Origin of the sequence: Dickeya lacustris, from assembly GCF_029635795.1 — a bacterium.
In the GTDB taxonomy this organism is placed as follows: Bacteria; Pseudomonadota; Gammaproteobacteria; order Enterobacterales; family Enterobacteriaceae; genus Dickeya; species Dickeya lacustris.
This window is the reverse complement of record NZ_CP114280.1, coordinates 2,336,621-2,359,923: the sequence shown is the minus strand read 5'-3', so window position 1 is coordinate 2,359,923 and position 23,303 is coordinate 2,336,621. Positions and strand designations below refer to the sequence as shown.

General features: G+C 56.7%; 25 protein-coding genes. 8 read left to right on the top strand and 17 right to left on the bottom strand.

The features are described 5' to 3' along the window. Positions 1-4: 4 nt before the first annotated feature. The 6 genes from O1Q98_RS10720 to O1Q98_RS10695 all read right to left on the bottom strand — a co-directional run bounded on the left by O1Q98_RS10720 (position 5) and on the right by O1Q98_RS10695 (position 6,543). Entirely contained in the window at positions 5-1,561 is a 1,557-nt protein-coding gene (locus tag O1Q98_RS10720) for a glutathione ABC transporter substrate-binding protein (RefSeq protein ID WP_125261068.1), read from the bottom strand. A 167-nt stretch (positions 1,562-1,728) separates the two neighbouring features. After that, on the bottom strand, positions 1,729-3,639 hold the full coding sequence (locus tag O1Q98_RS10715) for an ABC transporter ATP-binding protein (protein ID WP_125261067.1): 1,911 nt from the start codon (positions 3,637-3,639) through the stop codon (positions 1,729-1,731). Between the two features lie 15 nt (positions 3,640-3,654). After that, positions 3,655-4,620, bottom strand: coding sequence for an N-acetyl-D-Glu racemase DgcA (dgcA, locus tag O1Q98_RS10710; protein WP_125261066.1), 966 nt, complete (start codon positions 4,618-4,620; stop codon positions 3,655-3,657). Positions 4,621-4,624: 4 nt separating this feature from the next. Next, complete coding sequence (gene dgcN, locus O1Q98_RS10705) at positions 4,625-5,632, bottom strand: N-acetyltransferase DgcN (RefSeq protein ID WP_125261065.1); 1,008 nt, start codon at positions 5,630-5,632, stop codon at positions 4,625-4,627. Between the two features lie 208 nt (positions 5,633-5,840). Further along, complete coding sequence (locus tag O1Q98_RS10700; RefSeq protein WP_164513046.1) at positions 5,841-6,191, bottom strand: DUF202 domain-containing protein; 351 nt, start codon at positions 6,189-6,191, stop codon at positions 5,841-5,843. 52 nt (positions 6,192-6,243) lie between these two features. After that, positions 6,244-6,543 (bottom strand): YidH family protein, encoded by a 300-nt coding sequence (locus O1Q98_RS10695; RefSeq protein WP_240632847.1) that lies wholly within the window; start codon positions 6,541-6,543, stop codon positions 6,244-6,246. A gap of 371 nt (positions 6,544-6,914) precedes the next feature. Here O1Q98_RS10695 and rph point away from each other — a divergent pair, with 371 nt between their 5' ends. Next, positions 6,915-7,631: a ribonuclease PH gene (rph, locus tag O1Q98_RS10690; RefSeq protein WP_125261063.1), complete on the top strand. Its 717-nt coding sequence runs from the start codon at positions 6,915-6,917 to the stop codon at positions 7,629-7,631. A 104-nt stretch (positions 7,632-7,735) separates the two neighbouring features. Next, positions 7,736-8,377 (top strand): orotate phosphoribosyltransferase, encoded by a 642-nt coding sequence (gene pyrE / locus O1Q98_RS10685; RefSeq protein ID WP_125261062.1) that lies wholly within the window; start codon positions 7,736-7,738, stop codon positions 8,375-8,377. 90 nt (positions 8,378-8,467) lie between these two features. On the opposite strand, the gene slmA is transcribed toward pyrE, so the two are convergent. The 4 genes from slmA to O1Q98_RS10665 all read right to left on the bottom strand — a co-directional run bounded on the left by slmA (position 8,468) and on the right by O1Q98_RS10665 (position 11,538). Then, positions 8,468-9,064 carry a nucleoid occlusion factor SlmA gene (gene slmA, locus O1Q98_RS10680; protein WP_125261061.1) on the bottom strand — a complete coding sequence of 199 codons (597 nt, stop codon included), beginning with the start codon at positions 9,062-9,064 and terminating at the stop codon, positions 8,468-8,470. 104 nt (positions 9,065-9,168) lie between these two features. Beyond that, positions 9,169-9,627, bottom strand: a complete 459-nt coding sequence (gene dut / locus O1Q98_RS10675; RefSeq protein ID WP_125261060.1) for a dUTP diphosphatase — start codon at positions 9,625-9,627, stop codon at positions 9,169-9,171. Further along, positions 9,596-10,891 (bottom strand): bifunctional phosphopantothenoylcysteine decarboxylase/phosphopantothenate--cysteine ligase CoaBC, encoded by a 1,296-nt coding sequence (coaBC, locus tag O1Q98_RS10670; protein ID WP_125261059.1) that lies wholly within the window; start codon positions 10,889-10,891, stop codon positions 9,596-9,598. The genes dut and coaBC overlap by 32 nt, the downstream gene beginning before the upstream one ends. A gap of 152 nt (positions 10,892-11,043) precedes the next feature. Further along, positions 11,044-11,538, bottom strand: coding sequence for a ferritin-like domain-containing protein (locus tag O1Q98_RS10665; RefSeq protein WP_125261058.1), 495 nt, complete (start codon positions 11,536-11,538; stop codon positions 11,044-11,046). A 237-nt stretch (positions 11,539-11,775) separates the two neighbouring features. Here O1Q98_RS10665 and radC point away from each other — a divergent pair, with 237 nt between their 5' ends. The 4 genes from radC to mutM all read left to right on the top strand — a co-directional run bounded on the left by radC (position 11,776) and on the right by mutM (position 13,978). After that, entirely contained in the window at positions 11,776-12,441 is a 666-nt protein-coding gene (radC, locus tag O1Q98_RS10660; RefSeq protein WP_125261057.1) for a RadC family protein, read from the top strand. Positions 12,442-12,680: 239 nt separating this feature from the next. Next, complete coding sequence (gene rpmB, locus O1Q98_RS10655; protein ID WP_012763801.1) at positions 12,681-12,917, top strand: 50S ribosomal protein L28; 237 nt, start codon at positions 12,681-12,683, stop codon at positions 12,915-12,917. Positions 12,918-12,928: 11 nt separating this feature from the next. Then, complete coding sequence (gene rpmG / locus O1Q98_RS10650; RefSeq protein WP_026738454.1) at positions 12,929-13,096, top strand: 50S ribosomal protein L33; 168 nt, start codon at positions 12,929-12,931, stop codon at positions 13,094-13,096. 72 nt (positions 13,097-13,168) lie between these two features. Beyond that, complete coding sequence (gene mutM, locus O1Q98_RS10645; protein ID WP_125261056.1) at positions 13,169-13,978, top strand: bifunctional DNA-formamidopyrimidine glycosylase/DNA-(apurinic or apyrimidinic site) lyase; 810 nt, start codon at positions 13,169-13,171, stop codon at positions 13,976-13,978. Positions 13,979-13,997: 19 nt separating this feature from the next. Here the strand turns inward: mutM and coaD are convergent, their stop codons facing one another. The 6 genes from coaD to rfaQ all read right to left on the bottom strand — a co-directional run bounded on the left by coaD (position 13,998) and on the right by rfaQ (position 20,047). Continuing rightward, positions 13,998-14,486 carry a pantetheine-phosphate adenylyltransferase gene (coaD, locus tag O1Q98_RS10640; RefSeq protein ID WP_125261055.1) on the bottom strand — a complete coding sequence of 163 codons (489 nt, stop codon included), beginning with the start codon at positions 14,484-14,486 and terminating at the stop codon, positions 13,998-14,000. Further along, positions 14,473-15,279, bottom strand: coding sequence for a glycosyltransferase family 2 protein (locus O1Q98_RS10635; RefSeq protein ID WP_125261054.1), 807 nt, complete (start codon positions 15,277-15,279; stop codon positions 14,473-14,475). Before O1Q98_RS10635 ends, coaD begins: the two co-directional genes overlap by 14 nt. Next, a complete protein-coding gene (gene waaA / locus O1Q98_RS10630; protein ID WP_125261053.1) occupies positions 15,279-16,556 on the bottom strand; it encodes a lipid IV(A) 3-deoxy-D-manno-octulosonic acid transferase in 1,278 nt (425 codons plus the stop codon). The genes O1Q98_RS10635 and waaA overlap by 1 nt, the downstream gene beginning before the upstream one ends. Before the next feature lie 192 nt (positions 16,557-16,748). Beyond that, positions 16,749-17,849, bottom strand: a complete 1,101-nt coding sequence (locus O1Q98_RS10625) for a glycosyltransferase (protein WP_125261052.1) — start codon at positions 17,847-17,849, stop codon at positions 16,749-16,751. A 3-nt stretch (positions 17,850-17,852) separates the two neighbouring features. Further along, entirely contained in the window at positions 17,853-18,980 is a 1,128-nt protein-coding gene (locus O1Q98_RS10620) for a glycosyltransferase family 4 protein (protein WP_125261051.1), read from the bottom strand. Then, positions 18,977-20,047 carry a putative lipopolysaccharide heptosyltransferase III gene (rfaQ, locus tag O1Q98_RS10615; RefSeq protein ID WP_125261050.1) on the bottom strand — a complete coding sequence of 357 codons (1,071 nt, stop codon included), beginning with the start codon at positions 20,045-20,047 and terminating at the stop codon, positions 18,977-18,979. Before rfaQ ends, O1Q98_RS10620 begins: the two co-directional genes overlap by 4 nt. 194 nt (positions 20,048-20,241) lie before the next feature. Between rfaQ and O1Q98_RS10610 the strand changes: the two genes are divergently transcribed. Together O1Q98_RS10610 and O1Q98_RS10605 are read left to right on the top strand one after the other, a co-directional pair. Next, complete coding sequence (locus O1Q98_RS10610; RefSeq protein WP_125261049.1) at positions 20,242-21,207, top strand: polysaccharide deacetylase family protein; 966 nt, start codon at positions 20,242-20,244, stop codon at positions 21,205-21,207. Continuing rightward, positions 21,204-22,304 (top strand): glycosyltransferase family 9 protein, encoded by a 1,101-nt coding sequence (locus O1Q98_RS10605; RefSeq protein WP_125261048.1) that lies wholly within the window; start codon positions 21,204-21,206, stop codon positions 22,302-22,304. The genes O1Q98_RS10610 and O1Q98_RS10605 overlap by 4 nt, the downstream gene beginning before the upstream one ends. A gap of 100 nt (positions 22,305-22,404) precedes the next feature. Here O1Q98_RS10605 and O1Q98_RS10600 read toward each other — a convergent pair whose 3' ends face one another. Continuing rightward, positions 22,405-23,259, bottom strand: a complete 855-nt coding sequence (locus O1Q98_RS10600; protein WP_125261047.1) for a glycosyltransferase family A protein — start codon at positions 23,257-23,259, stop codon at positions 22,405-22,407. Positions 23,260-23,303 lie beyond the last annotated feature (44 nt).

Here is a 23,303-nt window from a genome sequence, read left to right as displayed (position 1 = left end):
GTGATTACTTGAACTCAGCCTGATCGAAAATCAATGACCCGTCAGCCAGCATGTAAACGCCAGACAGATTTTTCACTTTGCCGACCAGGTTATCCGGCACGCCGAGGAACACCATTGGCGCGTCTTTCCAGATGAGTTGTTGGGCGTTAGCGTAGGCGGCGGCGCGCTTGCCGTTATCTGAGGTAGCCAGCCCGGCGACAATGGCGTTATCCACCGCCGGGTTGCTGTAATACGACACGTTATAGGCTTTCGGCACCCAGGACTCTGTTGCGAACAGCGGGCGCAGCGCCCAGTCGGCATCACCGGTAGAGGGCGACCAGCCGCCGTAGTACAGGTCGAATTCCGCCTGTTTCGGGTCTTTGACGCCAAACAGTTTTTCGTTGCGGGTGCCGGAGTCCATCGGGGTGACGGCCACTTTCACGCCGACTTGTTCCAGTTGCTGTTTGAAGAACTGGGCGCTGCGCACAGCGGAGGTGGCGTTGCTCACCCACAGTTTCAGATCCAGCCCTTTTTCGTAACCGGCTTCTTTGAGCAGCTCTTTGGCCTTGGCCGGGTTGTAGGTGTAGTTCGGTTCGCTTTGGCTGGCGAAGAACTGCACGCGCGGGGCCATGACCGAGGAGGCGGGCAGGCCCATACCGGCGAAGCCGACTTTCAGCCACAGGTTGCGGTTAATGGCGTAGTTCAGCGCCTGACGCACCCGCACATCGCTCAACGGCCCGTGTTGGGTGTTAATCGCCATGTAATACAGATAGATGCTCGGGTCACGCTGTACCAGCAGTTTGCTGTCTTCCTGCACGGTGTTGACCAAATCGGACGGCAGCGGGTAGATGGCATCCGACTGGCCGGATTTCAGCGCCGCGACGCGGGTGGCATCTTCCGGTGACGGATAGAAGCTGACGTTATCCACCTTCGGCCAGCCTTTTTGCCAGTAGTGGTCATATTTCGCCAGTTTGACCTCTTTGCCCTGCTGCCATTCGACAAACCTGAACGGGCCGGTGCCGACCGGGTGGACGCGCAACTGGGTTTCGTCCGGGTATTGCGTCAGCGCCGCCGGGCTGTGCATCACCGCTGACGGGTGCGCCAGCGTGTTAACAAACGCCCCGAACGACTTGTTCAGCTCGATTTTGACCTGCGTCGGCGATACCACGGTCACGCTCTTAATCATATTAAACAGGCTGTTACGCTTAAGCCCTTTGCTCTGGTCGGCCAGCCGGTCGAGGTTTGCTTTGACCGCCTCGGCGTTAAACGGCGTGCCGTCCTGAAAGGTGATGCCTTCGCGCAGGGTGACGGTGAATTCGGTGGCATCGGCATTGCCGGTGTAACCGGTAGCCAAACGCGGCTCCAGCTTCATCTGGCTATCAAACTGGAACAGACGCTCAAAAATCCCGCTCTGGATGGAGTAGCTCAGGGTATCTGAGGTGTCGTGCGGGTCTAACCCGGTGATATCGGCGTACATGGAGATGCGCAGATCCTGCGCCTGAGCCGCAGCGGCCAGACACAGTGACAAGCCGAGAGCGACAGCGGAACGACGTGCAGTGACTTGAGGGCGTAACGATTTCATGGTGTCTCCTGTCAGGGTGTGTTGCGGGTTGTGTTGGCTATTTGGGGTGGTGCTTTACTCGTTATTGGTTTTTTTATTTTGTTTACCTTGCGCATGGGCTTATCGCACAAACGCAAGGGGTGGCCCTGGTGTTGGCCGGGTACGTCATGACGGAACAACGCACGCTGTTACTGCCCGAGACCCGCATCGCTCACCCAGTGGTGCGGCGACACTTCGCGGTAACGGGCTTTTTGCACCACCTCATGCGCTTTACGCAGCGGTGACGGAATTTCGCGGTCATCCAGCTCGCGCGTATTGCGCCGCGCCGGGTCAGCGATGGGCACCGAGGCCAGCAGCCGCTGGGTGTAAGGGTGTTGCGGGTTGTTAAATACCGACTGGCGCGGGCCGATTTCCACTATCTGGCCGAGGTACATCACCGCCACGCGATTGGCGATGCGCTCGACCACTGCCATATCGTGGGAGATGAAAATCCACGCCACGCCGGTTTTTTGCTGAAGCGACATCATCAGGTTGACGACCTGCGCCTGAATCGACACATCCAGCGCTGACACCGCTTCGTCGGCGATGATCACCTGCGGTTGCAGTGCCATGGCGCGGGCAATGGCGATGCGCTGGCGCTGGCCGCCGGAGAATTCGTGCGGGTAGCGCTGGGCGTGTTCCGGTTGCAGGCCGACACTTTCCAGCAGCGCCTGCACCTGCGGCGTCGCCTCTTCCAGTGATTTCACCAGCCCGTGCAGCAGCAGCGGCTCGGCGAGGGTAAAGCCAACCGTCAGGCGCGGGTTGAGCGAGGCATACGGGTCTTGAAACACCATCTGCATTTTGCGGCGCAGCGGCAGAAAATCGCGCTCGCGCAGTGAGGCTATCTCCTGGCCGTTGAACAGCAGGCTGTCGGCCTGGCTCTCCACCAGCCGCAGCAGCGCCCGCCCGGTGGTGGATTTACCGCAGCCCGATTCGCCAACGATCGCCAGCGTTTCCCCCGGCCAGAGCGTAAAATCTATCTGTTCGACGGCGTGTACCCGGTGAGTGATGGCGGAAAACAGGCCGCTGCGTACCGGGTAGTAGACTTTCAGGCCGCGAACATCCAGCAGTGGCGGCAGGTCGTAACGGGCGGTGAGGTGGTCGCGGGCCGGTTGTTGCAAATCGGCCTGGCCGAGCAGCGGGAAACGTCGCGGCCAGCCGCTGTCGCGCATGTCGCCCAGACGCGGTACGGCTGCCAGCAGCGCTTTGGTGTAGTCATGCTGCGGGCGGGAGAAAATCTCCGCCACCGTGCCTTGTTCCACCACGTTGCCGCGATACATCACCACCACGCGGTCGGCGATTTCCGCCACCACGCCCATATCATGGGTGATGAACAGTACCGACATCCCGCTTTGGCGTTGTAGGTCGCGCAGAATCTGCAAAATACGCGCCTGCACGGTGACATCCAGCGCGGTGGTCGGTTCGTCGGCAATCAGTAACTGTGGGTCGCAGGCCAGCGCCTGAGCAATCATCACCCGCTGGCGCATGCCGCCGGACAGCGAATGCGGGTAGCTGTCCATCACCCTATCAACATCGGCGATACGCACGTTACGCAGCAGGTCGCGCGCTTTTTCGCGGGCGCTGGCGGCATCGCACAGGCGGTGATCGCACAGCGCCTCGGTAAGCTGGTCGCCCACTTTCAGCACCGGGTTGAGCGAGGTCATCGGTTCCTGAAAAATCATCGCCATGTCGCGACCGCGCAGGCTACGGCGCGCCTCGTCCGTTAGCGTCAGCAGGTCATGGTGCTGGCCGTGGTTGTTACTGTGATTGCTATTGTGGTTGCCACGAAAGCGGATAGCGCCGCGTTCAATACGCGCCGAGGCCGCCAGCAGGCCCATTACCGCCAGCGAAGTGACGGATTTGCCCGAGCCGCTCTCGCCGACCACTGCCACCACTTCGCCTTTATTGATGCAAAAGGAGACGCCGTTGAGCGCCAGATGCCTGCCGGAGCGCCCCTCAAAGCTGACGCTCAGGTCGGTTATCTCCAGCACCGGTTGCGGGGCGGTGATCGATTCAGTGGCGCGGTTGCCTGCGTCCTGGTGTTGGGCAATGGCCGTCATCGTTACTCCACAGGGTTAAAGCCAGATGCGGCCAAGGTTGTAGGTCAGGTAGGGCGAGCTGTCGGCGGCCAGCCAAATCGGGCCATCGAGATCGACATACTCAGCCGCCAGCGTCACCGGCAGCGCTGCTTCCATCGCCAGCGAGGAGCCGAGCATGCAGCCGACCATGATGCGCATCCCGTAGCGGCGGGCTTCAGCGACCATCGCCAGCGCCTCGCTCAGGCCGCCGCATTTATCGAGCTTGATGTTGATAATCTCGTAACGATCGCCCAGCGCGGCGATGTCACCCCGGTGGTGGCAGCTCTCATCGGCGCACACCGCAATCGCATGGTGGAAGCCTGCCAGCGCCGCATCCTGCCCGGCAGGCAGCGGTTGCTCAACCATCGCCACGCCCTGCCCGGCCAACTGGTGCAGCAGCGGCTCCAGCGCCAGCCCGCTCCAGGCTTCATTGGCATCGACAATCAGGGTGGCGGTGGGGGCCGCCTGACGAATGGCGCGCACTTTGTCTACGATTTGCCGGTCATCGAGTTTGATTTTCAGCAGCAGCGCCCCGCGTGCTGCGGCATCGGCCGCTGCCAACGTCATCTTTTCCAGCGTGTCCAGACTGAGGGTTTCAGCGGTGATAACCGACGAGGGCGGCGTCATGGCAAGGTGCTGCCACAGCGTTTGTCTGGCCAACGCCGCATTCAGTCGCCACAGCGCGCAATCGAGCGCGTTGCGCGCCGAACCCGGCGGCAGCGCGAGCTGCAACGCAGCCAGGCTGAGGCCGCTTTCCACCGCCTGACGCACGCTTTCCAGTTGTTGGATGACGCTTACGGGCGTTTCCTGATAATGCGCGGTGGGCGTGCATTCTCCCCGGCCAATAAACCCGTTCTCTTCCAGCGTGACGCGCACCACGGTAACGGCGGTGCGGGTGCCGCGCGCAATGGCAAACGGGCGCGCCAGCGGCAGTTCTATGCTTTCAATATGCAACTGTCGCATCGGCTTACCCCTGCGCCTTGAGCAGGGCGGCAATGTCATCAATGCCGAAGCGAATCGGGTCGGTGGCTGGCACGCCAAAACGCGTGCTTAAGGCCAGACAATAGTCGCGTGCTTCCTGCTCGGCGTAATTCGAGGTGTTGATGGCCAGCCCCGCCAGCTGTACCGCCGGATTGGTGACGCGCGCGGTGCGCAGGCAGGCGTCGATGCATTCCTCCAGCTCCACCATCGGCTGGTGCGGCAGGTGGCGCATATGCGGGCGGCCCATTTCGTGGCACATCACCAGCCAGTGTGGCTGTGCGCCGTGGATAAGGCCGGTTGTCACGCCCGCGTAAGAGGGGTGAAACAGCGACCCCTGACCTTCGACGATATCCCAGTGGTCATCGTCATTGGCCGGTGACAGCGCTTCGGCGGCACCGGCAATAAAATCGGCAATCACGGCGTCAATGGCGATGCCGTCACCGGCGACCAGCACACCCGTCTGGCCGGTGGCGCGAAAATCGGCCTTCATGCCCTGTTTGCGCATCGCCGCTTCCAGCGCCAGCGAGGTGTACATTTTGCCGACCGAACAGTCGGTGCCGACGGTTAACACCCGTTTGCCGCTGCGCGCTTCACCGCTGCCGACCGTCAGTTCCGGGCGCATGTGGCGAATATCGAATAACTGCACCTGATGCTGTTCGGCCAGTGCCGACAAGCCGGGAACGTCTGTCAGGCGCTGATGCAGACCGTTGGCGACGTTCATGCCCGCTGCGATGGCCGCGCGCACGGTATCAAGCCAGTGCGCGGGCAGAAAGCCACCGGCGTTAGCCGTGCCCAGCACCAGCGTTTTCGCACCCTGGGCGCGTGCTTCGGCAATATCCAGATCGTCTAATCCCAGCGACACCGTGCTGCCCGGCAGACGCAACTGCCCGACACACTGTTCGGCACGCCAGGTGTGAATGCCGCGCGCGGTTTTCACCGCCAGCGGGTCGGTCACATCGCCAAGAAAAAGCAGATAAGGTTGAGGGATCAGCATGCTGTCTTGTCCGTGGTTGTCTACAGAAGATGCTTAAGACTATTCCACGGCGCTTTTTTTCTGACGAATGCTTGTTTATGGCAGGGGTATAACCTGAGGCTATAGCGGTAAATTATCTAATTTACTGTTATTTAATGCTTAATTTATTTTCTGCCGCCGGGATATAGCGCAGAGGTATACCCAGACAGGCAGATCAAAAACGTTTGCCTCACCCGAGAGCGGCAGGCGGGCCGTAATACATCACTGCTGACAGGCTTAAGGCGGACAACAGCACCACCAGCGTGAGCAGGCGCATCATCAGGCGTGATGCCCGGCTACAAGGGTGGCCGTTTTGCGCCAGTATGCTCAGGCGTAAACGCGCCCATAGATAGGTCATCGCGCTCATCGCCAGTAACAGGCCGCCGGGTATCAGCCACATCAGGGCGTGCGTTTGCCCGCCGACTCTGAGCAGCAGCAGGCTGTCCAGCAGCAGCACAAATGCGGTGCGAGACCAGGCCAGCCGCGTTCTTTCTGGCTGTAAACCGGGGTCGCGTATCACAGTGGCAGGGCGCGGTATCATGGCGTTAGTGCAACATAGTTAGAGTTAGTGCAATACAGTGAGTGCAATACAGCTAGTGCAACACAATCACCAGCGCCAGCACCCCCGACAGGGTGCAGACCAGGCTTGCCATTACCAGCAGTAACCGGGTGTAGGGCAGCGGTTGGCCGGTGCGCATCGCTTGTTCATTGCCCGCCCAGCGGCGATAGGCCATCCACGCCAGCAGCGCGGAGGCCAGCGACAAAAAAATAGCCGCCACCGTGCGCAGCACCGGTGTCGCCAGCATCGGGGCAAACTGGTCGATGGCGATAGCCCCGGCGAGAAATGCCAGCGCGGTACGAATCCACGCCAGAAACGTGCGCTCATTGGCCAGCGAGAAGCGGTAGTCCGGCGCTTGCCCCTGCTGCTGCCAGTGGGAGGCGCGCGCGTGTGGCGACGGGCTGGCGTCCGTGTCAGACGGTGGTTTTGGTATCGATGATTCTGATACCGACGGTTCTGCTATCGACGGTCTTGATACCGGTGATGATAAAGGTGCGCGGCTCATGTTTTCATGGCTGATAAAGACGTAATGGCGGCATTTTACTGCGCGGCGAGGGCCTGCTCCAGCGGCCTGTCTCGGTTATGCGTAGCATCGCGCAAAGTGTGTCAGGCGGTGGTGAAGTTTTCATCGTCACTGGCGGTAGGCAGGGGCGGGGTAAGCCCGTATAATGCGCGCCAGTTTAACGAACCCGCCGGAGATGAGCCATGCGCCCAACAGGTCGAAGTGCCCCGCAAATTCGCCCTCTCACATTTACCCGTCACTACACCAAACATGCCGAAGGGTCGGTTTTGGTGGAGTTTGGCGATACCAAGGTGCTGTGCACCGCCACCGTAGAGGAAGGGGTACCGCGCTTTCTGAAAGGCCAGGGACAAGGCTGGATTACCGCTGAATACGGTATGTTGCCGCGCGCCACCCACAGCCGTAACGCCCGCGAAGCCGCCAGAGGCAAGCAGGGCGGCCGCACGCTGGAAATTCAGCGCCTGATCGCCCGCTCCCTGCGTGCAGCGGTGGATTTGGCCAAACTCGGCGAGTACACCATCACGCTGGACTGCGACGTATTGCAGGCTGATGGCGGTACGCGCACCGCCTCTATCACCGGTGCCTGCGTGGCGCTGGCGGATGCGCTCAATGGCCTGGTCGCCAGCGGTAAGCTGAAAACCAGCCCGCTGAAAGGCATGGTCGCGGCGGTATCGGTCGGCATCGTCAACGGCGAGGCGGTGTGTGATCTTGAGTATGTCGAGGATTCGGCGGCAGAAACCGACATGAACGTGGTGATGACCGAAGATGGCCGCATGATAGAAATTCAGGGCACCGCCGAGGGCGAACCGTTCAGCCATGACGAGTTGCTCTCCCTGCTGGCGCTGGCGCGTCAGGGGATTGAAGAGATTGTCCGTGCGCAAAAAGCCGCACTGACGGCGTAATGAATGTTTAAAGCGACCTGCGGGTCGCTTTTTTTTGGTGTGTGGTGGCCCAGGCCGGTAGCGTGCTGGCTTTGCGCCACCCCGTGATGACAAGAGAGGGAGTCATGAAGGCCTATCAGCGCCAGTTTATCGAGTTCGCACTGAGCAAGCAGGTTTTGAAGTTTGGCGAATTTACCCTGAAGTCCGGGCGCATCAGCCCCTATTTCTTCAATGCCGGTCTGTTTAATACCGGGCGCGATCTGGCGTTACTGGGGCGGTTTTATGCGGCGGCGCTGGTGGATGCTGGCGTTGAGTTTGATGTGCTGTTCGGGCCCGCCTACAAAGGGATTCCGATTGCCACCACCACCGCCGTGGCGTTGGCCGAGCACCACGATCGCGATGTGCCTTACTGCTTTAACCGCAAAGAGGCCAAAAACCATGGCGAGGGCGGCAATCTGGTCGGCAGCGCGCTGCAAGGGCGCATCATGCTGGTGGATGACGTTATCACCGCTGGCACGGCCATCCGTGAATCGATGGCGATTATCGCCGCGCAGGGTGCCACGCTCGCCGGGGTGTTGATAGCGCTGGATCGTCAGGAGCGCGGGCAGGCCGAGTTGTCTGCGATTCAGGAAGTGGAGCGGGATTATCAGTGCAAGGTGACATCCATCATCACGTTGCGGGAACTGATTAGCTATTTGGCCGAAAAACCGGAAATGGCCGCGCATCTGGACGCAGTAACGGCGTATCGCGCGCAGTTTGGCGTGTAAGCGCGCGTGCGGCTCAGGCTTTATCGCCGTTGAGTGAGCCGCTGCCTGTTATCACCTGCATACGGCGTGGCGTGCCAACCACGCCTGCGGTTATTGCAACTGTGCCGCCAGCAGCGGCCAGCGGGTGTCGAAATCCTGCGTAGGCAGGGTGCGAAACGCCGAGCGGGTAAAGCGGGAAAGCATGCCTTCGCAGAAGGCCAGCAACTGGCTGGCGAGTAGCGTTTCATCATGCCGGAACGCCTGCCCGGTGCGTAATTTGTGTTCACGCAGTACCTGGCGCAACTGTGACTCGATGCGGTCAAACAGCTGGTTGATGCGCCCTTGCAGGCGGTCTTGCTCAAACATCAGCGCATGGCCGGTGAGAATACGCGTCAGGCCCGGATTCTTTTCAGCAAACCCCAGAATCAACAGTAAAATCAGCCGCAAGCGGTTGAAGGTCTCTTTCTCGTCTTGCAAAATCAGGTTGATGCGGGTTGTCAGGCTGTTTTCGATAAACTCGATCAGGCTGTCAAACATGCGTGTTTTGCTGGGAAAGTGCCGATAAAGCGCGGCTTCGGAAACGCCCACGGCGGCGGCAAGCTTGGCGGTGGTAATGCGTTGGCTGCCGTCACTGGACTCCAGCATTTGCGCCAGCGCTTGCAGAATTTCCTCGCGGCGATTCTTCTTGGTGTTCTCTTTCTCTGCCATGTCAGAAAAAACCCTTGCTAAAAATGTAACGGCACAACGCCCAACGGCGCCACAGTCACGGATGTGCTGTGGCTTTATGGTTGTCTTGTGGCCAGAACAGGGGATTAGTGACGACCGGAGTGGCCAAATCCCCCTTCTCCTCGTTCACTACCGGCAAAATCGTTGACCAGATTAAACTCAGCCTGCACCACAGGAACGAACACCATCTGTGCGATGCGCTCGCCGGGCGTAATGGTAAAAGACTGGCTGCCACGGTTCCATACCGACACCATCAACTGGCCCTGATAATCAGAGTCAATCAGCCCGACCAGATTACCCAGCACCACGCCATGCTTATGGCCAAGCCCCGAGCGCGGCAGAATCACCGCCGCCAGTGACGGGTCGGCAATATGGATAGCCAGCCCGGTTGGCACCAGCGTCGTTTCTCCTGCCGCCAGTTCGATGTTGCTATCCAGACAGGCGCGTAAGTCCAGTCCGGCCGAACCGGGGGTCGCATAAGTAGGCAGCGGGAATTGCTGCCCGATACGCGCATCAAGAATTTTTACGTCGATTTTTTTCATCATAACGGCGGACAATCTCGTCAATTAACTGTTGGCCCAATAGGTGTTTGCTGCCGTGCGGCAGGCATTTTTCACCCTCCGGCCAGAAAAGATGCAGGGTGTTGTTTTCCGAATTAAACCCTTGATCGGAAATAGAAACATCATTCGCGCAGATCAGATCCAACTGTTTGCGGGCCAGTTTCTGGCGTGCGTATTCTTCCACATTACAGGTTTCGGCGGCAAACCCGACAACATAAGGGCGATTTTCCGCCATCGCCGCCACATCGGCGATGATATCTGGATTTTTCACCAGAGTGATGCTGATTTCGTCGCCCTGCTTTTTGATTTTTTCATCGGCGATAGTCTGGGCGCGGTAGTCTGCGACGGCGGCACAGCCTATCACGATGTGTTGTTCGGCGGCGTGATGCATAACCGTTTGGTGCATTTCCAGCGCGGTGGTGACGTCAACGCGGTTGACGCCCGCCGGTGTCGGCAGGTTGACCGGGCCCGCGACCAGGGTCACTTGCGCCCCGCGAGCGGCCGCCGCGCCAGCGATAGCAAATCCCATTTTTCCTGAGCTGTGATTACTGATAAAACGCACCGGATCAAGCGCTTCACGCGTCGGGCCAGCCGTTATCATAATCTTCAGCTGTTGCATATCGTTGACAGGCGCACTGGCGGTGAACTGCGCCGCGACCCTTGCCACGATATCTTGCGGGTCAAGCATACGGCCAGGGCCGACATCGCCACAGGCCTGGCTGCCGCTATCCGGCCCCCAGAGCATCACGGCACGCGATGACAATAGCTTGAGGTTATGCTGTGTGGCCGCCGCGCGGTACATCTGCTGGTTCATGGCCGGGGCCAGCGCGACGGGAGCGGCTGTTGCCAGGCAAACCGTGGTGAGCAGGTCATTGGCCATGCCTGCGGCAAGGCGTGCGATAAGGTCGGCTGACGCCGGTGCCAGCAGCACCAAATCGGCCCATTTCCCAAGCTCAATGTGCCCCATCGCCGCTTCGGCAGCCGGGTCAAGCAAGTCGGTCGAAACCGGATAACCGCTGACGGCTTGTAGCGTCAGCGGTGTGATAAACGCGCTGGCGGCTGGGGTCATCACCACGCGGACTTCCGCCCCCCGCTCGCGCAGGCGTCTGACCAGCTCCGGGCACTTATAGGCTGCGATACCGCCGCTGATGCCCAGTACAATGTGTTTACCCAACAGAGGTGTCTCTGCCTGCTGTGTTTCCGCCAGCAACGTGCCGGAGTGCCCATGCAGACCGGAAGAATCTGTCATCGTTATATCCGCTTGTCAGCCTAAAAGGGCGGCTATTTTATCATAAGTCGTGAAAATCGGCCCGGATGGTAGGTTTTTCATCACCCGCCCGCGCCACACCGGTCGGCGGGTGTGGCGGATGGGCGAGAGGTGATAGCAGGCCAGGCAGAGGATTACTGGCAGCGTTTGAAGACAGGCAGGTGGTTATCTTGCGAGGCATCCCGCAGTTTTTGGAACAGCACCACGATGTCACGATGCCGATTAACGAGCGGAATCAGGTTTTTATCGTACATATCGCGGTTCGCGATTTCGGCTTTTACCGCCATGGCGCAGGCCTGTTTTAACGTAGCCGGAAGGCTTGCTTTGGCTCTGTCGCTGCCGGAGAGCGTGTTGGGCGGCACCGCCATGCCATAGCTTTGCATTAGCTGCGCCAACATATACGCATGGTTTTGTTCAGCCTGAACAATGTGTTTGAAGGGCGTTGCCTGGCCCCATTTTTCCGCTGCCGCCGCATAGAAGGCTTCGGCGCGATACTCGTCATGCAGCGCGGTGCGCAGCGCAGTCTGAGCGTCTTTATCCAGCGGTGATTGCGCAGAAAATGCAGGGAATGCAGAGAAAGACAGGGTAGCTAGCAGTAAACCTAAACCGGTAAGTCGTTTGCTGTTCATCGGCGGTGACTCCATCTGATTGGTTAAATTCTTTTATCATTTTGCTGGCTTGAAAGAGTGTGAGCTTTATCCCTTTTATGGTTTTTCTATGGCTTTTCGTCAGTGTTGCCGTCATTGCTGCGAGCCGCTTCGCATGCGCTGAATCGGCCTGTCGAGGCGCGGTTGCGGTCATGAGATGATAATGTTCACCCCGGCGGTGGGGTGTGATGGCGAGCGAGCGGAACATGGAAGCAGAACATGGAATGGAATGACGGGTGTGCGCCGCGAGAAAAATTGATGTCGTTTGGCGTTGCGGCATTGAGTGATGCCGAATTACTGGCGATTTTTTTGCGTACCGGCGTTGAAGGCGTGCATGTGATGCAACTGGCGCAAAACCTGTTGCAGCAGTTTGGCTCGTTACACCAACTAATGACGGCGGACTGGGCGGCATTTAGCGCGGTGCGCGGGGTGGGAGTATCGAAATATACCCAGTTGCAGGCGGTGGCAGAGTTATCCCGCCGGTTATTCTCATCGCATCTGGCGCGGGAAGATGCCATGCTCAACCCGCAGGTGACGCAACAGTACCTGCAATTGCTGCTGGCTCATCATGAGCGGGAAGTTTTTTTGGTGATGTTTCTGGATAATCAGCATCGGGTAATTGAGCATCAGGAGATGTTTGCCGGAACCTTACACAGCGTGGAAGTTCACCCGCGTGAAATTGTACGGCAAGCGCTAAAGCTGAACGCCGCCGCGCTGATTTTGGCCCACAACCACCCTTCCGGGCGTGCGGAGCCCAGCCAGGCTGACCGGTTGATAACCAATCGCATCATTACGGCCTGCCAATTACTGGATATTCGGGTGCTGGATCATCTGGTGATTGGGCGCGCAGAGTACGTCTCTTTTGCCGAGCGGGGCTGGATTTGAAGATATTTCCGCGATCCTTGGGGATCTTTAGCTGTTCGGGACTTGAGCGCATACGCTTCAGAGCGTATACTACGCCACCTTTGAGAATCTTGGGTGTGTGGCGTTAAGAGCCTATCTCAGCAGGTTTACCCTGATGACAGAGTCTTTTCAGTGAAGTTGCTGAGATGGGCTCTAGAGCCTGACGAGGCGGCCAACATCCTATACGAAGCTCGAGCTGATTTGATTTTTGGAGAATAGACATGTCCCGAGTCTGCCAAGTTACTGGCAAGCGTCCGGTGACGGGTAACAACCGTTCCCACGCAATGAATGCGACCAAACGCCGTTTTCTGCCAAACCTGCACTCCCATCGTTTTTGGGTTGAAGGTGAAAAGCGTTTTGTAACGCTGCGCGTATCTGCTAAAGGTATGCGTGTTATCGACAAAAAGGGTATCGAAGCGGTTCTGGCCGATCTGCGTGCCCGTGGTGAAAAGTATTAAGGAACTGAATCATGGCTAAAGGTGTTCGCGAGAAGATCAAGCTGGTTTCTTCTGCTGGTACTGGTCACTACTATACCACCACGAAGAACAAGCGTACTAAGCCGGAAAAACTGGAACTGAAAAAGTTCGATCCAGTTGTCCGTCAGCACGTTATCTACAAAGAAGCTAAAATCAAGTAATTTTAGTGGATATGAAAAACCCGGCTTCGGCCGGGTTTTTTTATGGTCTCATACGGAAAAACAGGAGGGAACATGCCTGAGTTACCTGAGGTAGAAACCAGTCGCCGGGGCATTTCACCGTGGCTGGTTGGTCATACCATTGCATATGCCGAGGTGCGTAATGCACGTTTGCGCTGGCCGGTCTCTCCTGAAATTTTGTCATTGAGCGATACGCCGGTGCTGAGTGTACAGCGGCGTGCGAAATACCTGCTGATAGAGTTACCCACAGGCTGGATGATTGTCCATCTCGGGATGTCGGGTAGCTTGCGGGTGTTGCCTGAATACAGTGAACCGGGCAAACATGACCACGTTGATTTGGTGATGGACAGCGGTAAGGTGCTGCGCTACACCGACCCAAGGCGTTTTGGCGCGTGGCTGTGGTGTACCGATTTGGCAACCAGTCCGCATCTTGCGCATTTGGGGCCGGAACCGTTGGATGAGGCGTTTTCCGCCGCCTATCTTTTTGCGCAGTCTCGCGGCAGAAAAACGGCGATAAAACAGTGGATTATGGATAATAAAACCGTGGTTGGCGTAGGGAATATTTACGCCAGCGAGTCGCTGTTTAGCGCCGGTATCCTGCCGGACAGGTCAGCGGGGTCATTGTCTGAAGAGGACGCGAACCAACTGGTCAAGGCGATTAAACAGGTGCTGCAACGTTCGATTGACCAAGGTGGCACCACGCTGCGCGATTTTCTGCAATCAGACGGTAAGCCGGGCTATTTTGCGCAAGCGCTACAGGTTTATGGCCGCAGCGGTGAGCCGTGCCATTACTGCGGTACGATAATCACGACTATCAAGCAGGGGCAGCGCAGCACCTTTTTTTGCAAGCGCTGCCAGCGATAATAGGCCGTGTTAAGGCAGGCTATTTCCCGGCTAATTTTTCCAGCAATGCGCTGGCGACCGGGGGCGGCAGAAAATGCGATACGTCGCCGCCGTGTCGGGCCACTTCTTTGACCAGCGTTGAGGAAATAAACGACCACTGTTCCGATGGCATCAGAAAAACGCTCTCCAGCGTCGGCATCAGGTGGTGGTTCATCTTGGCTAACTGCAATTCATACTCAAAGTCTGAGACCGCCCGTAGGCCGCGCACCAGAATGGTGGCGTGCTGCTGACGGGCGAAATTCGCCATCAGATCGGTAAACCCGACGACGTCAACATTCGGCAGGTGCTGTGTGGATTTTTTCGCCAATGCAACCCGCTCGTCGAGTGTAAACAGCGTGTTTTTGCCGGGACTGGCGGCGATGGCCAGAATCAGATGGTCAAACATACGCGTGGCGCGAGTCAGCAAATCAAGATGCCCGTTGGTCAGCGGGTCAAATGTGCCGGGATAAATCGCTCTAGTCTTTGTCATGCTGGCTTTCCTGAAGCTGGCTTGCTGAAGGTGTGCGTGGCTGGCGTGCTAATGCCCATAGTCCAGTATATTTGTTAAAGGTGTATTGTGCGTTAACCAGCGCCAGTAAAAATCCCTGTTTACCATCCAGGAAGCCCGCGCGTAAGAGCCAGGTTTTGGCGAATGCGCCCAGCGTATGCAGCACAATCGCCCCGAAATGACAGCGCTTACCCTGTTGAAAGCGCTCGGTGGCCCACGCCTGAGCGTAAGCAAGCTGCTTTTTTTGAAAATCGAACAGATTGCGGCATGTCAGGTGCATCAAATCGCCGTGCAGCGAGATAACGTTCGCACTGCCGTAATCCAGCGACTCGTGTACGGTATTGTCATTATAGCGGTAGTGTTTGGCATAAAGCCGGATGACGGCATCGGGATACCAGCCGCTGTGCCGCATAAACCGCCCGAGGAACAGATTACGCCGGGCACAGCGATACACCGTGTTGTCAGCCGGTGCCTCCAGCACCGCTTCGATAGCCTGACGCAGCGGCGGCGTGACCCGTTCATCGGTGTCAATCATGAAAATATAATCACCGCTGGCATACTGCTGCGCCAGTTGACGCTGTTGACCAAAGCCGCGCCAGTCGGTGTTTTGGTAGACCTGTGCGCCATAGCGGCGGGCGACATCCTGTGTGGCATCCTGACTGCCGGAATCCAGCACGATAATTTCATCGGCCCACTGCACGGAGGCCAGGCAGTCGGGTAGCAGCTCGGCAGCATTGTGGCTGATGAGTACAACAGACAGACGTTTTCGGCTCATTACCGGCTCCGTGGTGGCAGATAAGGCTCCAGCAGCGTCAGCAAGCTTTGCAGCGCACCCTGATTTTTGTGCAACACTTCAACGGCGTGGTGGCCGTGGTAACGGCGGTAATCGTCGTCAGATAGCAATGTCGTCACTTGTTCTATCAGCGATGCGCTATCGCTAACGGTAATAAGCCCGTCAGCGGCTTGCAGCCGGGCACAGATATCTTTGAAGTTAAAGGTATGCGGCCCCATCAGTACCGGAATGGCATGAGCCGCAGGCTCCAGCGGATTGTGCCCGCCGCGCTCAATCAAGCTGCCGCCGACGAATGCTAAATCGGCAATGCCGTACAGTAGCATCAGCTCGCCCATGGTATCGCCAATCACCACATGTGTGCTGGCGGCAGGGACGGTGCCAGCGCTACGCAGTGTATGTGTCAGCCCGGCTTTTTCTACCAGCGCGGTGGCATCGTCAAAACGGTCTGGATGGCGTGGCACCAGGATTAACAAAAGATTAGGAAACGTTTTAAGCAACTCGACATGCGCTTGCAGGATAACGCTTTCCTCTCCTTCATGGGTGCTGGCCGCAATCCACACCGGCCGCTGAGAGGCCCACTGACGACGCAGCGTGACGGCGCGCGCCGCCAGTTCCGGCGTGACGGAAATATCGAATTTCAGGCTACCGGTGACATTTAACTGGCTGCGTTTTAAGCCCAGTTCGATAAAACGCTCGCCGTCTTCCGCGTTTTGCACCGCAATCATCGTAATGCGGCGCAGCAGGGTGGCCATAAAGCGGCCAAGCTTGCGATACCCCTTGGCCGAGCGTTCTGACAAGCGGGCATTGGCGATGATTAGTGGCGTCTGGCGTTGGTGCAATGCGGAGATAAAGTTCGGCCACAGCTCGGTTTCCATCACGATGACCAGTCGCGGCTGTACGTGGTCAAGAAAACGCGCCATGGCGTCAGGCAGGTCATACGGCAGGTAAACGTGGTAGACGTCTTTACCGAATGCCGATAGCGCACGCTCGGAACCGGTCGGTGTCATGGTGGTGACGGTAATCGGCAGAGACGGGTAACGGTGGCGCAGTGCGCGTACCAGCGGCACCGCTGCCAGCGTTTCGCCCACGGAAACCGAGTGCAGCAGGATACCGTCAGGCTTTACCTGACTGTTGTAGAAACCGTAGCGCTCTGCCCAGCGTTTGCGGTAAGCGGGGATTTTACGGCCACGCAACCACAGGCGTATCCATATAAGCGGTTGAATTATATAAAATAGTAAGGTGTACAAAGTTTGTAGCATAGTCATCAGTATTATATTCGTAGTAGAGAACCGGGCATTGTCTTCAGGGTGCCCACGGTGCGTGCTATGGATATCGGTGCGCTCTTGATATCGACGAGCCTTGATATCGACGAACCTTGATATCGATAAGCCTTGATATCAAAAGAAGCGCACGATGGCGACCCACCGCAGCGCGGCGTCACCCAGAGCCAATTAATGCGAGTCTGCCAGCGCCAGATAGCGCGCGCAGATCGCCTCAAGGCGATAGCGATCGAGCTGTTCTGCCTCGATCGACGGCGGCGACTGCAACACCGACAGCATTTTATCCGCCAGATCGCGCTCGTTCAGATCGGATAAACCGCGCGCCAGATCGCCGGTTAAAATCTCTTTCGGGCCGCCCGGGCAGCGTGTACTGACCACCGGCGTACCGCAGAACAGGCTTTCGACCAGAACATTGCCAAAACCTTCGCTGTCAGAACTGAGCACCAGCAAACGCGCGTGGCGAATATAGGGATAGGGGTTGTCGCAAAAGCCGTAAAAAATGACCCGTTCGGCAATGCCAAGTTTTTCAGCAAGCTGTTGTAATCGCTGCGTATATTCGCTTGACCCCTTGCCTAGCAGCAGCAACGGTAGCGTGATGCCGCTCAGGGCATACGCTTGCAACAGGCGATCGTGGCGTTTGTGCGGATGCAGACGCCCGACGTGAATGAGGTACGCTTTGCCCGCCATCTCACAGGGTTGTGCGGCAAGCTGCACAATCTGCTCAAAGTCGAACGGGTTATTGATGACTTCGGCGCGGCTGGGCGTGACCTGAAACGCATGGCGCATATCGTCAAGTACGGCCTGCGAGACGGCAACCAGGTTACGGTGCTGGTAAACGCGCTGAATTTTTTTGCGTTTTAGCCAGCGGGAAAAGCCCTGACGATGACCAATATAAGACGGTGAAAACATGCCGTGCAGACAAAACCAGACGTTGCTGCGCTTTAGCGCCGCGCAACGAGCGACGATGCGATCGGTTTTATGCAAATTAGACAGCACCAGATCGAAGTTGCCGTGGCGGGATTCCGCTGTGCGGATGGCCGTATCCAGCGCGTTTGCCCGGCGCGCCAGCTCGTTTAATTTGCGCCAGGGCGACGAGCAGCGGTCAACAAGGGTCTGATAAGTCAGGCCCGCCGGTAGCGGGTATGCCTGCACATCCCGTAACGAAAATAGCGAAACCTGATGCCGGGCGGCGATCAACCCCTGCGCGAGCGTCAGTACCACTTTTTCCGCTCCGCCACCGGGCAGGCCATCGATAACGATCAGGATCCTCATGCGTTACTCCAGTATGGTTTGGTAGAGCGAGATGAGCTTTTGCGACAGTTTTTGCGGCGACTCATCAAGGATGCGATGACGCGCAGCCGCGCCCATACTACTACCGGGGGCTGCGGATGGCAGCGCCATTATTGCCTCGGTCAGCGCGGTAATATCCAGCGCATCGCAAATGTATCCGTTATTGCCTGATTGAATAAACTCTGCGCCTCCGCACGTTGTTGAGGTAATAACCGGCAGGCCGCACGCCATGGCTTCCAGAATAACATTCGGGAAGGGGTCGTAGAGCGTCGGTAATAGCAGGCCGTCGGCGGCGTGATAATAGGGCTGCGGGTTTTTTTGTACACCGACAAAACGCACCCGTGATGCGCACCCGAGCGATGTGGCAAGAGCGCGGTATTTGCGTTCGGCTTTATCCTGGCCGACGACAATCAGGTAGCGGTCTGTGGTGGCCAGTGCGCGGATGGCGGCATCCAGCCCTTTGCGCTCGAAGCCCGAGCCCACGAACACCAGCACGGTGCTGTGCTCTGGCAAGGAGAGCGCAGCGCGCACCTGTTGGCGCTGTTCGGCGTTGGCGGGCAGAAAGTGCTGGCTGTCGATAGCGTTATAAATGACGTGAATTTTACTGGCCGGTAGACCAAATTCGTCCATGATCTCGCGTTTTATCATCTCCGCATTGCAGATAACGGCTTTGAGCTGCGGCGCACGGTACATTGCTGTTTCCGCCTGCATCACATAGCGGTGAAAGCGGTTAGCGAACAGCAGTTTGCTACGCCAGCCCGGTAAGAGCCGCGCACGCTGCTGTAGCCAGCGATGGTGAACGCCATCACCGGCCCGGTAGATATCACAACCGGCGATACGTTCATGGCTTTGCACAATGTCAAAATGCTGCTGTTGCCACAGGGTTCGCGCCGCATTGGCGAAACCGCGCTCGCGGCTAATACGCCCCCAGTAACCGGGATTGCAGATATGTAGCTGCCAATCGGCCTTTCTGTTGCCCTGCCATTCTCGCGTAATCACGTTCAATTGCAGATTTTCGGTGGTCAGCGCTTCCAGCGCCCGTCCGACAAACCGTTCTGCGCCACCATCGGGGCGGTATTTTTGCCGAACTATCGCAATGCGTAGTGGTGTCACGGTAAGTGTCTCCTGGCGGCGGCAATCACATCCTCTGCGGGAATAAGATCCAGATAGCGCTGCTCGGTGTTGGTATCAATATCATCAGGATCGGGCAAGTCGCCATAGTGACCCGCCCAGATAACCTCTCCACTCGCCTGCCAGGGGTGCCAGAACGTCAACTTCGAGGGGCCAAACAGAGCAATGCAGGGTGTGTGTAGCGCGGCGGCCATGTGCATTGGCACCGAATCTACGCCGAGAAATAACGCGGCGTGGTCAATGAGCGCGGCCAACTGGCGTAGCGTCAACTGGCCAGAGAGCGAAACCACGCGTTCTTTGGGCGCATGCGCCATAATCTGCGCCACCATGCGTTGCTCGCTGGCATCCGGCCCGGAGGTTAGCACAACGTCATAGCCCTCTTGATGCAGAGCGTGAATAACCTCCGCCCATTTCCTCTCGTCCCAGCATTTGAAGAACCAGCGAGAGGTCGGTTGCACGACAATATAACGCTCGGCGGTCTGTTGCTGTTGCAGGCACTGTTGCGCGTGTTGCCAGTCTGACGGGGTATAACACATCGAGACCTGCGTATTGAGCGCAGGTAAACCTAATGGTGCCAGAATAGACAGATTCTGTTCGACCGTGTGCTGGGTGGCGTGATTCTCGGTATCCACCAACTGGCTATGGCAAGCGCGCCAGAAAACGCTCTGACGTTTAGGAAAGTTGAAACCGAGCTTGATAGGTGCGTTTGTCAGGCCGGTAATCAATGCGCTACGCCACTGGTCGGCCAGGTTCACCACCATGTCGTAGCCCTGTTTTTTAATGTCTTTGAGCAGGCGGTACTCATGAGCCAGGTGTGCGGCAACGCCCAGTTTCTTCCACTGGCGATCGATAGTTGTCAGCCGGTGGATTCGGGGGTGTGCTGCCAGCATCTCTTGTGTTTCCAGATACATGAGCACGTCTATCCTGGCATTCGGATAGCACTCACTCAACGTATTGATAACAGGAGTAATCAGCAACATGTCGCCATGATGGCGCAATTTAATCAGCAAAATACGCTGGATCGCGTTGGCTGCGACGTTATGATTCATCAGCGGCGGTTCTCATTGCAAGCAGGCCGTGATTTTAAATGACATCGCTATGAGTGGCTACTGTTGTTCGCGCTAGCGAACGCGTTATGCCTGCCTTAACCCGTCTTCAGCCGCGCTAAGGCTGATATTTGCGGTTTACGGCGTGAAGGCTGCTTGCGTAACATAGGTTTCCCGATTATCAGGTGAATATTTCCATGAGCAAACCCGCGTTTATCATTACGATTGATACGGAAGGCGACAACCTTTGGCAGAATGACGAGCGTATTTTGACGGAAAATACCCGTTATTTGCCGCGTTTTCAGGCATTGTGTGAACAATATGGTTTTAAGCCAACCTGGCTGACCAACTATGAAATGGCCAGCGATCCTGCGTATGTTGAGTTTGCGCGTGATGTTATCGCCAGAAATCAAGGGGAGGTCGGGATGCACCTGCATGCCTGGAACAGCCCCCCGCTGTTCGCTCTGACGGACAATGACTGGCACTACAAACCCTATCTTATCGAATACCCTGAAGCGGTCATGCGCGAGAAAATTGCCTACATGACCTCCTTGCTGGAAGACACCTTTCAGGTGCCGATGCATAGCCACCGGGCCGGGCGCTGGGCTATGAATGCCGATTATGCCAGGCTGCTGGTGGAGTTCGGTTATCGGGTGGATTGTTCAGTGACGCCGCGCGTCAATTGGCAAACGGCACCGGGCGCGCCGAATGGCGAAGGGGGCACCGATTATCGCCATTTTCCGCGTCAGGCGTATTTCATGGACATTCACCACATTGACCAGCCGGGTGATTCCGCCCTGCTGGAAGTGCCGATGAGTATTCAATATAAGCATCATGCAGTGATTAATGGGCTCAAGCAGGCTTTTGGTGCGTTGGCAGGTAAAAAGCGCAGTCCTTCAGTGCATTGGCTACGCCCGAAAAGAAATAATCTGGCGCAGATGAAAATGGTGGTGGAAAAGACGCTGGCCGAGGGCAGTGATTATGTGGAGTTTATGCTGCACTCCTCTGAGTTTATGCCCGGTGGCAGCCCAACCTTTACTGATGAGGCACAGATAGAAGCACTGTATGACGACCTGACAGCGCTGTTTGCCTGGTTATCAGAACGCACCGAGGGCAAAACACTTTACGAATACTATCAGAGCGTCAAGGTTGCTAAAGCATGAAAAAGGGTTGGAAATTCAAAGCGGTTGATTTTTACCTGCGCCTTGTTGCCGCCAGAAAAGCACGCCTGCAACCTGCGCAGCAGTTGGTGAACGAAACCGATTTTTCCCATATCGTGATTTATTCGACGACGGCGTTGGGCGACTTTATGTTTAATACGCCAGCGATACGCGCCGTTCGTCAGCGTTTCCCTGACGCCACCATCACGTTAGTCGTGCATAAAAAACTCTATGAGTTTGTTGCCGACGGGCAGGACTGGCAGCATGTTGTGTGCTGGAACAGTAAGGTCAATAGCGTTCCCCGATTGGTGAAGGATATTCAGCGCATAGCCTTACCTGATTTGGCGATTATCCTGCATTCTCACGACCCTTATGATTATTTAAGCGCCGTACTGTCTGGCGCTCGTTATGTGCTGCGCGATAACCATCAGGATGGCATTGAAGCGATGAACCGCTGGTTGTCTGGTTATGTCATGGGGTTTCATGGGCATTTTATCCAGCGCCGCCTTGAACTGGTGGCGATGCTGGGGGCGGATATTCGCGATATTTCCATGCGTATTCCTTTTCCGCTGATGCCGGTCACGAAATCCAACGCGCGCCGGGTGATTGGTTTTCAAATGGGGGCTTCAACGCCCGAACGTTGCTGGCCCGTTGACTATTTTGCCGATTTAGCTGCGCGCTTGCTTGCCTCGGATGAGCGCATTGAGATTGTGCTGATTGGCGGAGGCGATCGGGAAGTGGCGCAAGGTCAGGCATTTTTCAGCGCTCTTGCCAGCCACTACCATGGTCGGGTGGACAATAAAATCGGCGCGACCACGCTTAAAGAGTTAGTGGCCGTTATTCAGGGTATGGATCTGCTGTTAACCGGCGATACCGGGCCATTGCATCTGGCGATAGCGCTACGCGTGCCGACGGTGAGCCTGTTTGTGGGCGCGATCCCGGCTGTTACCGGGCCTTATCAAGACCCACAGCTGCATGATGTGCTGTATGGCGTGCAAAATAATCTCAACACCCAGGTCGATAATCGAATGAGGATTATTGCGCCAGAGCAGGTAGAAACCAAAGTCCGCGAGCGTATCAAAACGATAGACGCTGCTTAATCGGCATAAGGCCAATTCCGTGCTACGTCATTATCGCGTATCGCGGATTATGGCCTTGACGAGACACCTCTTTCGGGCAGCGGCCTGAAAGAGGGTATTTTTAGCGGGCAAGAAAGCCAAAAGCGTAACGCAGCCACCATAACGGCTTCCACCAGCGGTTTTCCGGCGGTACGGGGGCAGGGCGATTATGCACGTCGATTATCTGCCAGGTGAAATTCAAAAACATTCGGCTATGGCCGTAATCTTTGCCATAGGTTTCGATTTCCTGTTTTTTTCTCGCATCGACAGGCGTGTTGGCGGAAAGATCGCGCTGCAAGGTATGGTAGGACTTTTCCCGGTCAAGATTGCGCTCCGAACAAAGGTACTTTTTCGGTAAGTAGCGCTGAACAGAGCCCTGATATTTCTGGTACTTCACGAAGCGATAATCTTCAGCGCCATAATTACCGGCAAACTCTTCGTCATAGCCAAAGAAACGCATGAACCGTGCGCGAGACATGAAAAACAGGTTAGAGTGACCTTTGTAGATTTTTCCCGGATTTTCCGGCGAGTTTCTATAGATCTTAAAGAAGGAACGTCCGGGATTACGACGTTCAACCATATATCTTAATGTATTTTCATGAATGATGTGATCGAGGTCAGTCACGACAAATTTATCTGATTGCGCATAGAGTACGCCGAGATTTCTGGCACCCGCCTGATTCCACTTTATATCTTCATTGATTTTTAACCATGTGATGTTGAGGTTAAAATCAGGAATATCGTAGCTGACGGGGGAACCATCATCCACGATGATAAATTGAATCATATCCAGCAGTGCCGGGTCATACTGTTCATATTCCCGCAACAGTGAAACAACAGAATTTATATCGCTTTGGTCACAATAAAAATGAGTAATATAACTCAATTTTATGTGGGCCTTATCTACCTTTCTTCTTAATAAAATGTTACTGTTCACGGCGTTCTATTTTCTTTAAAAAATAATTTTGTTATGTTAGCATA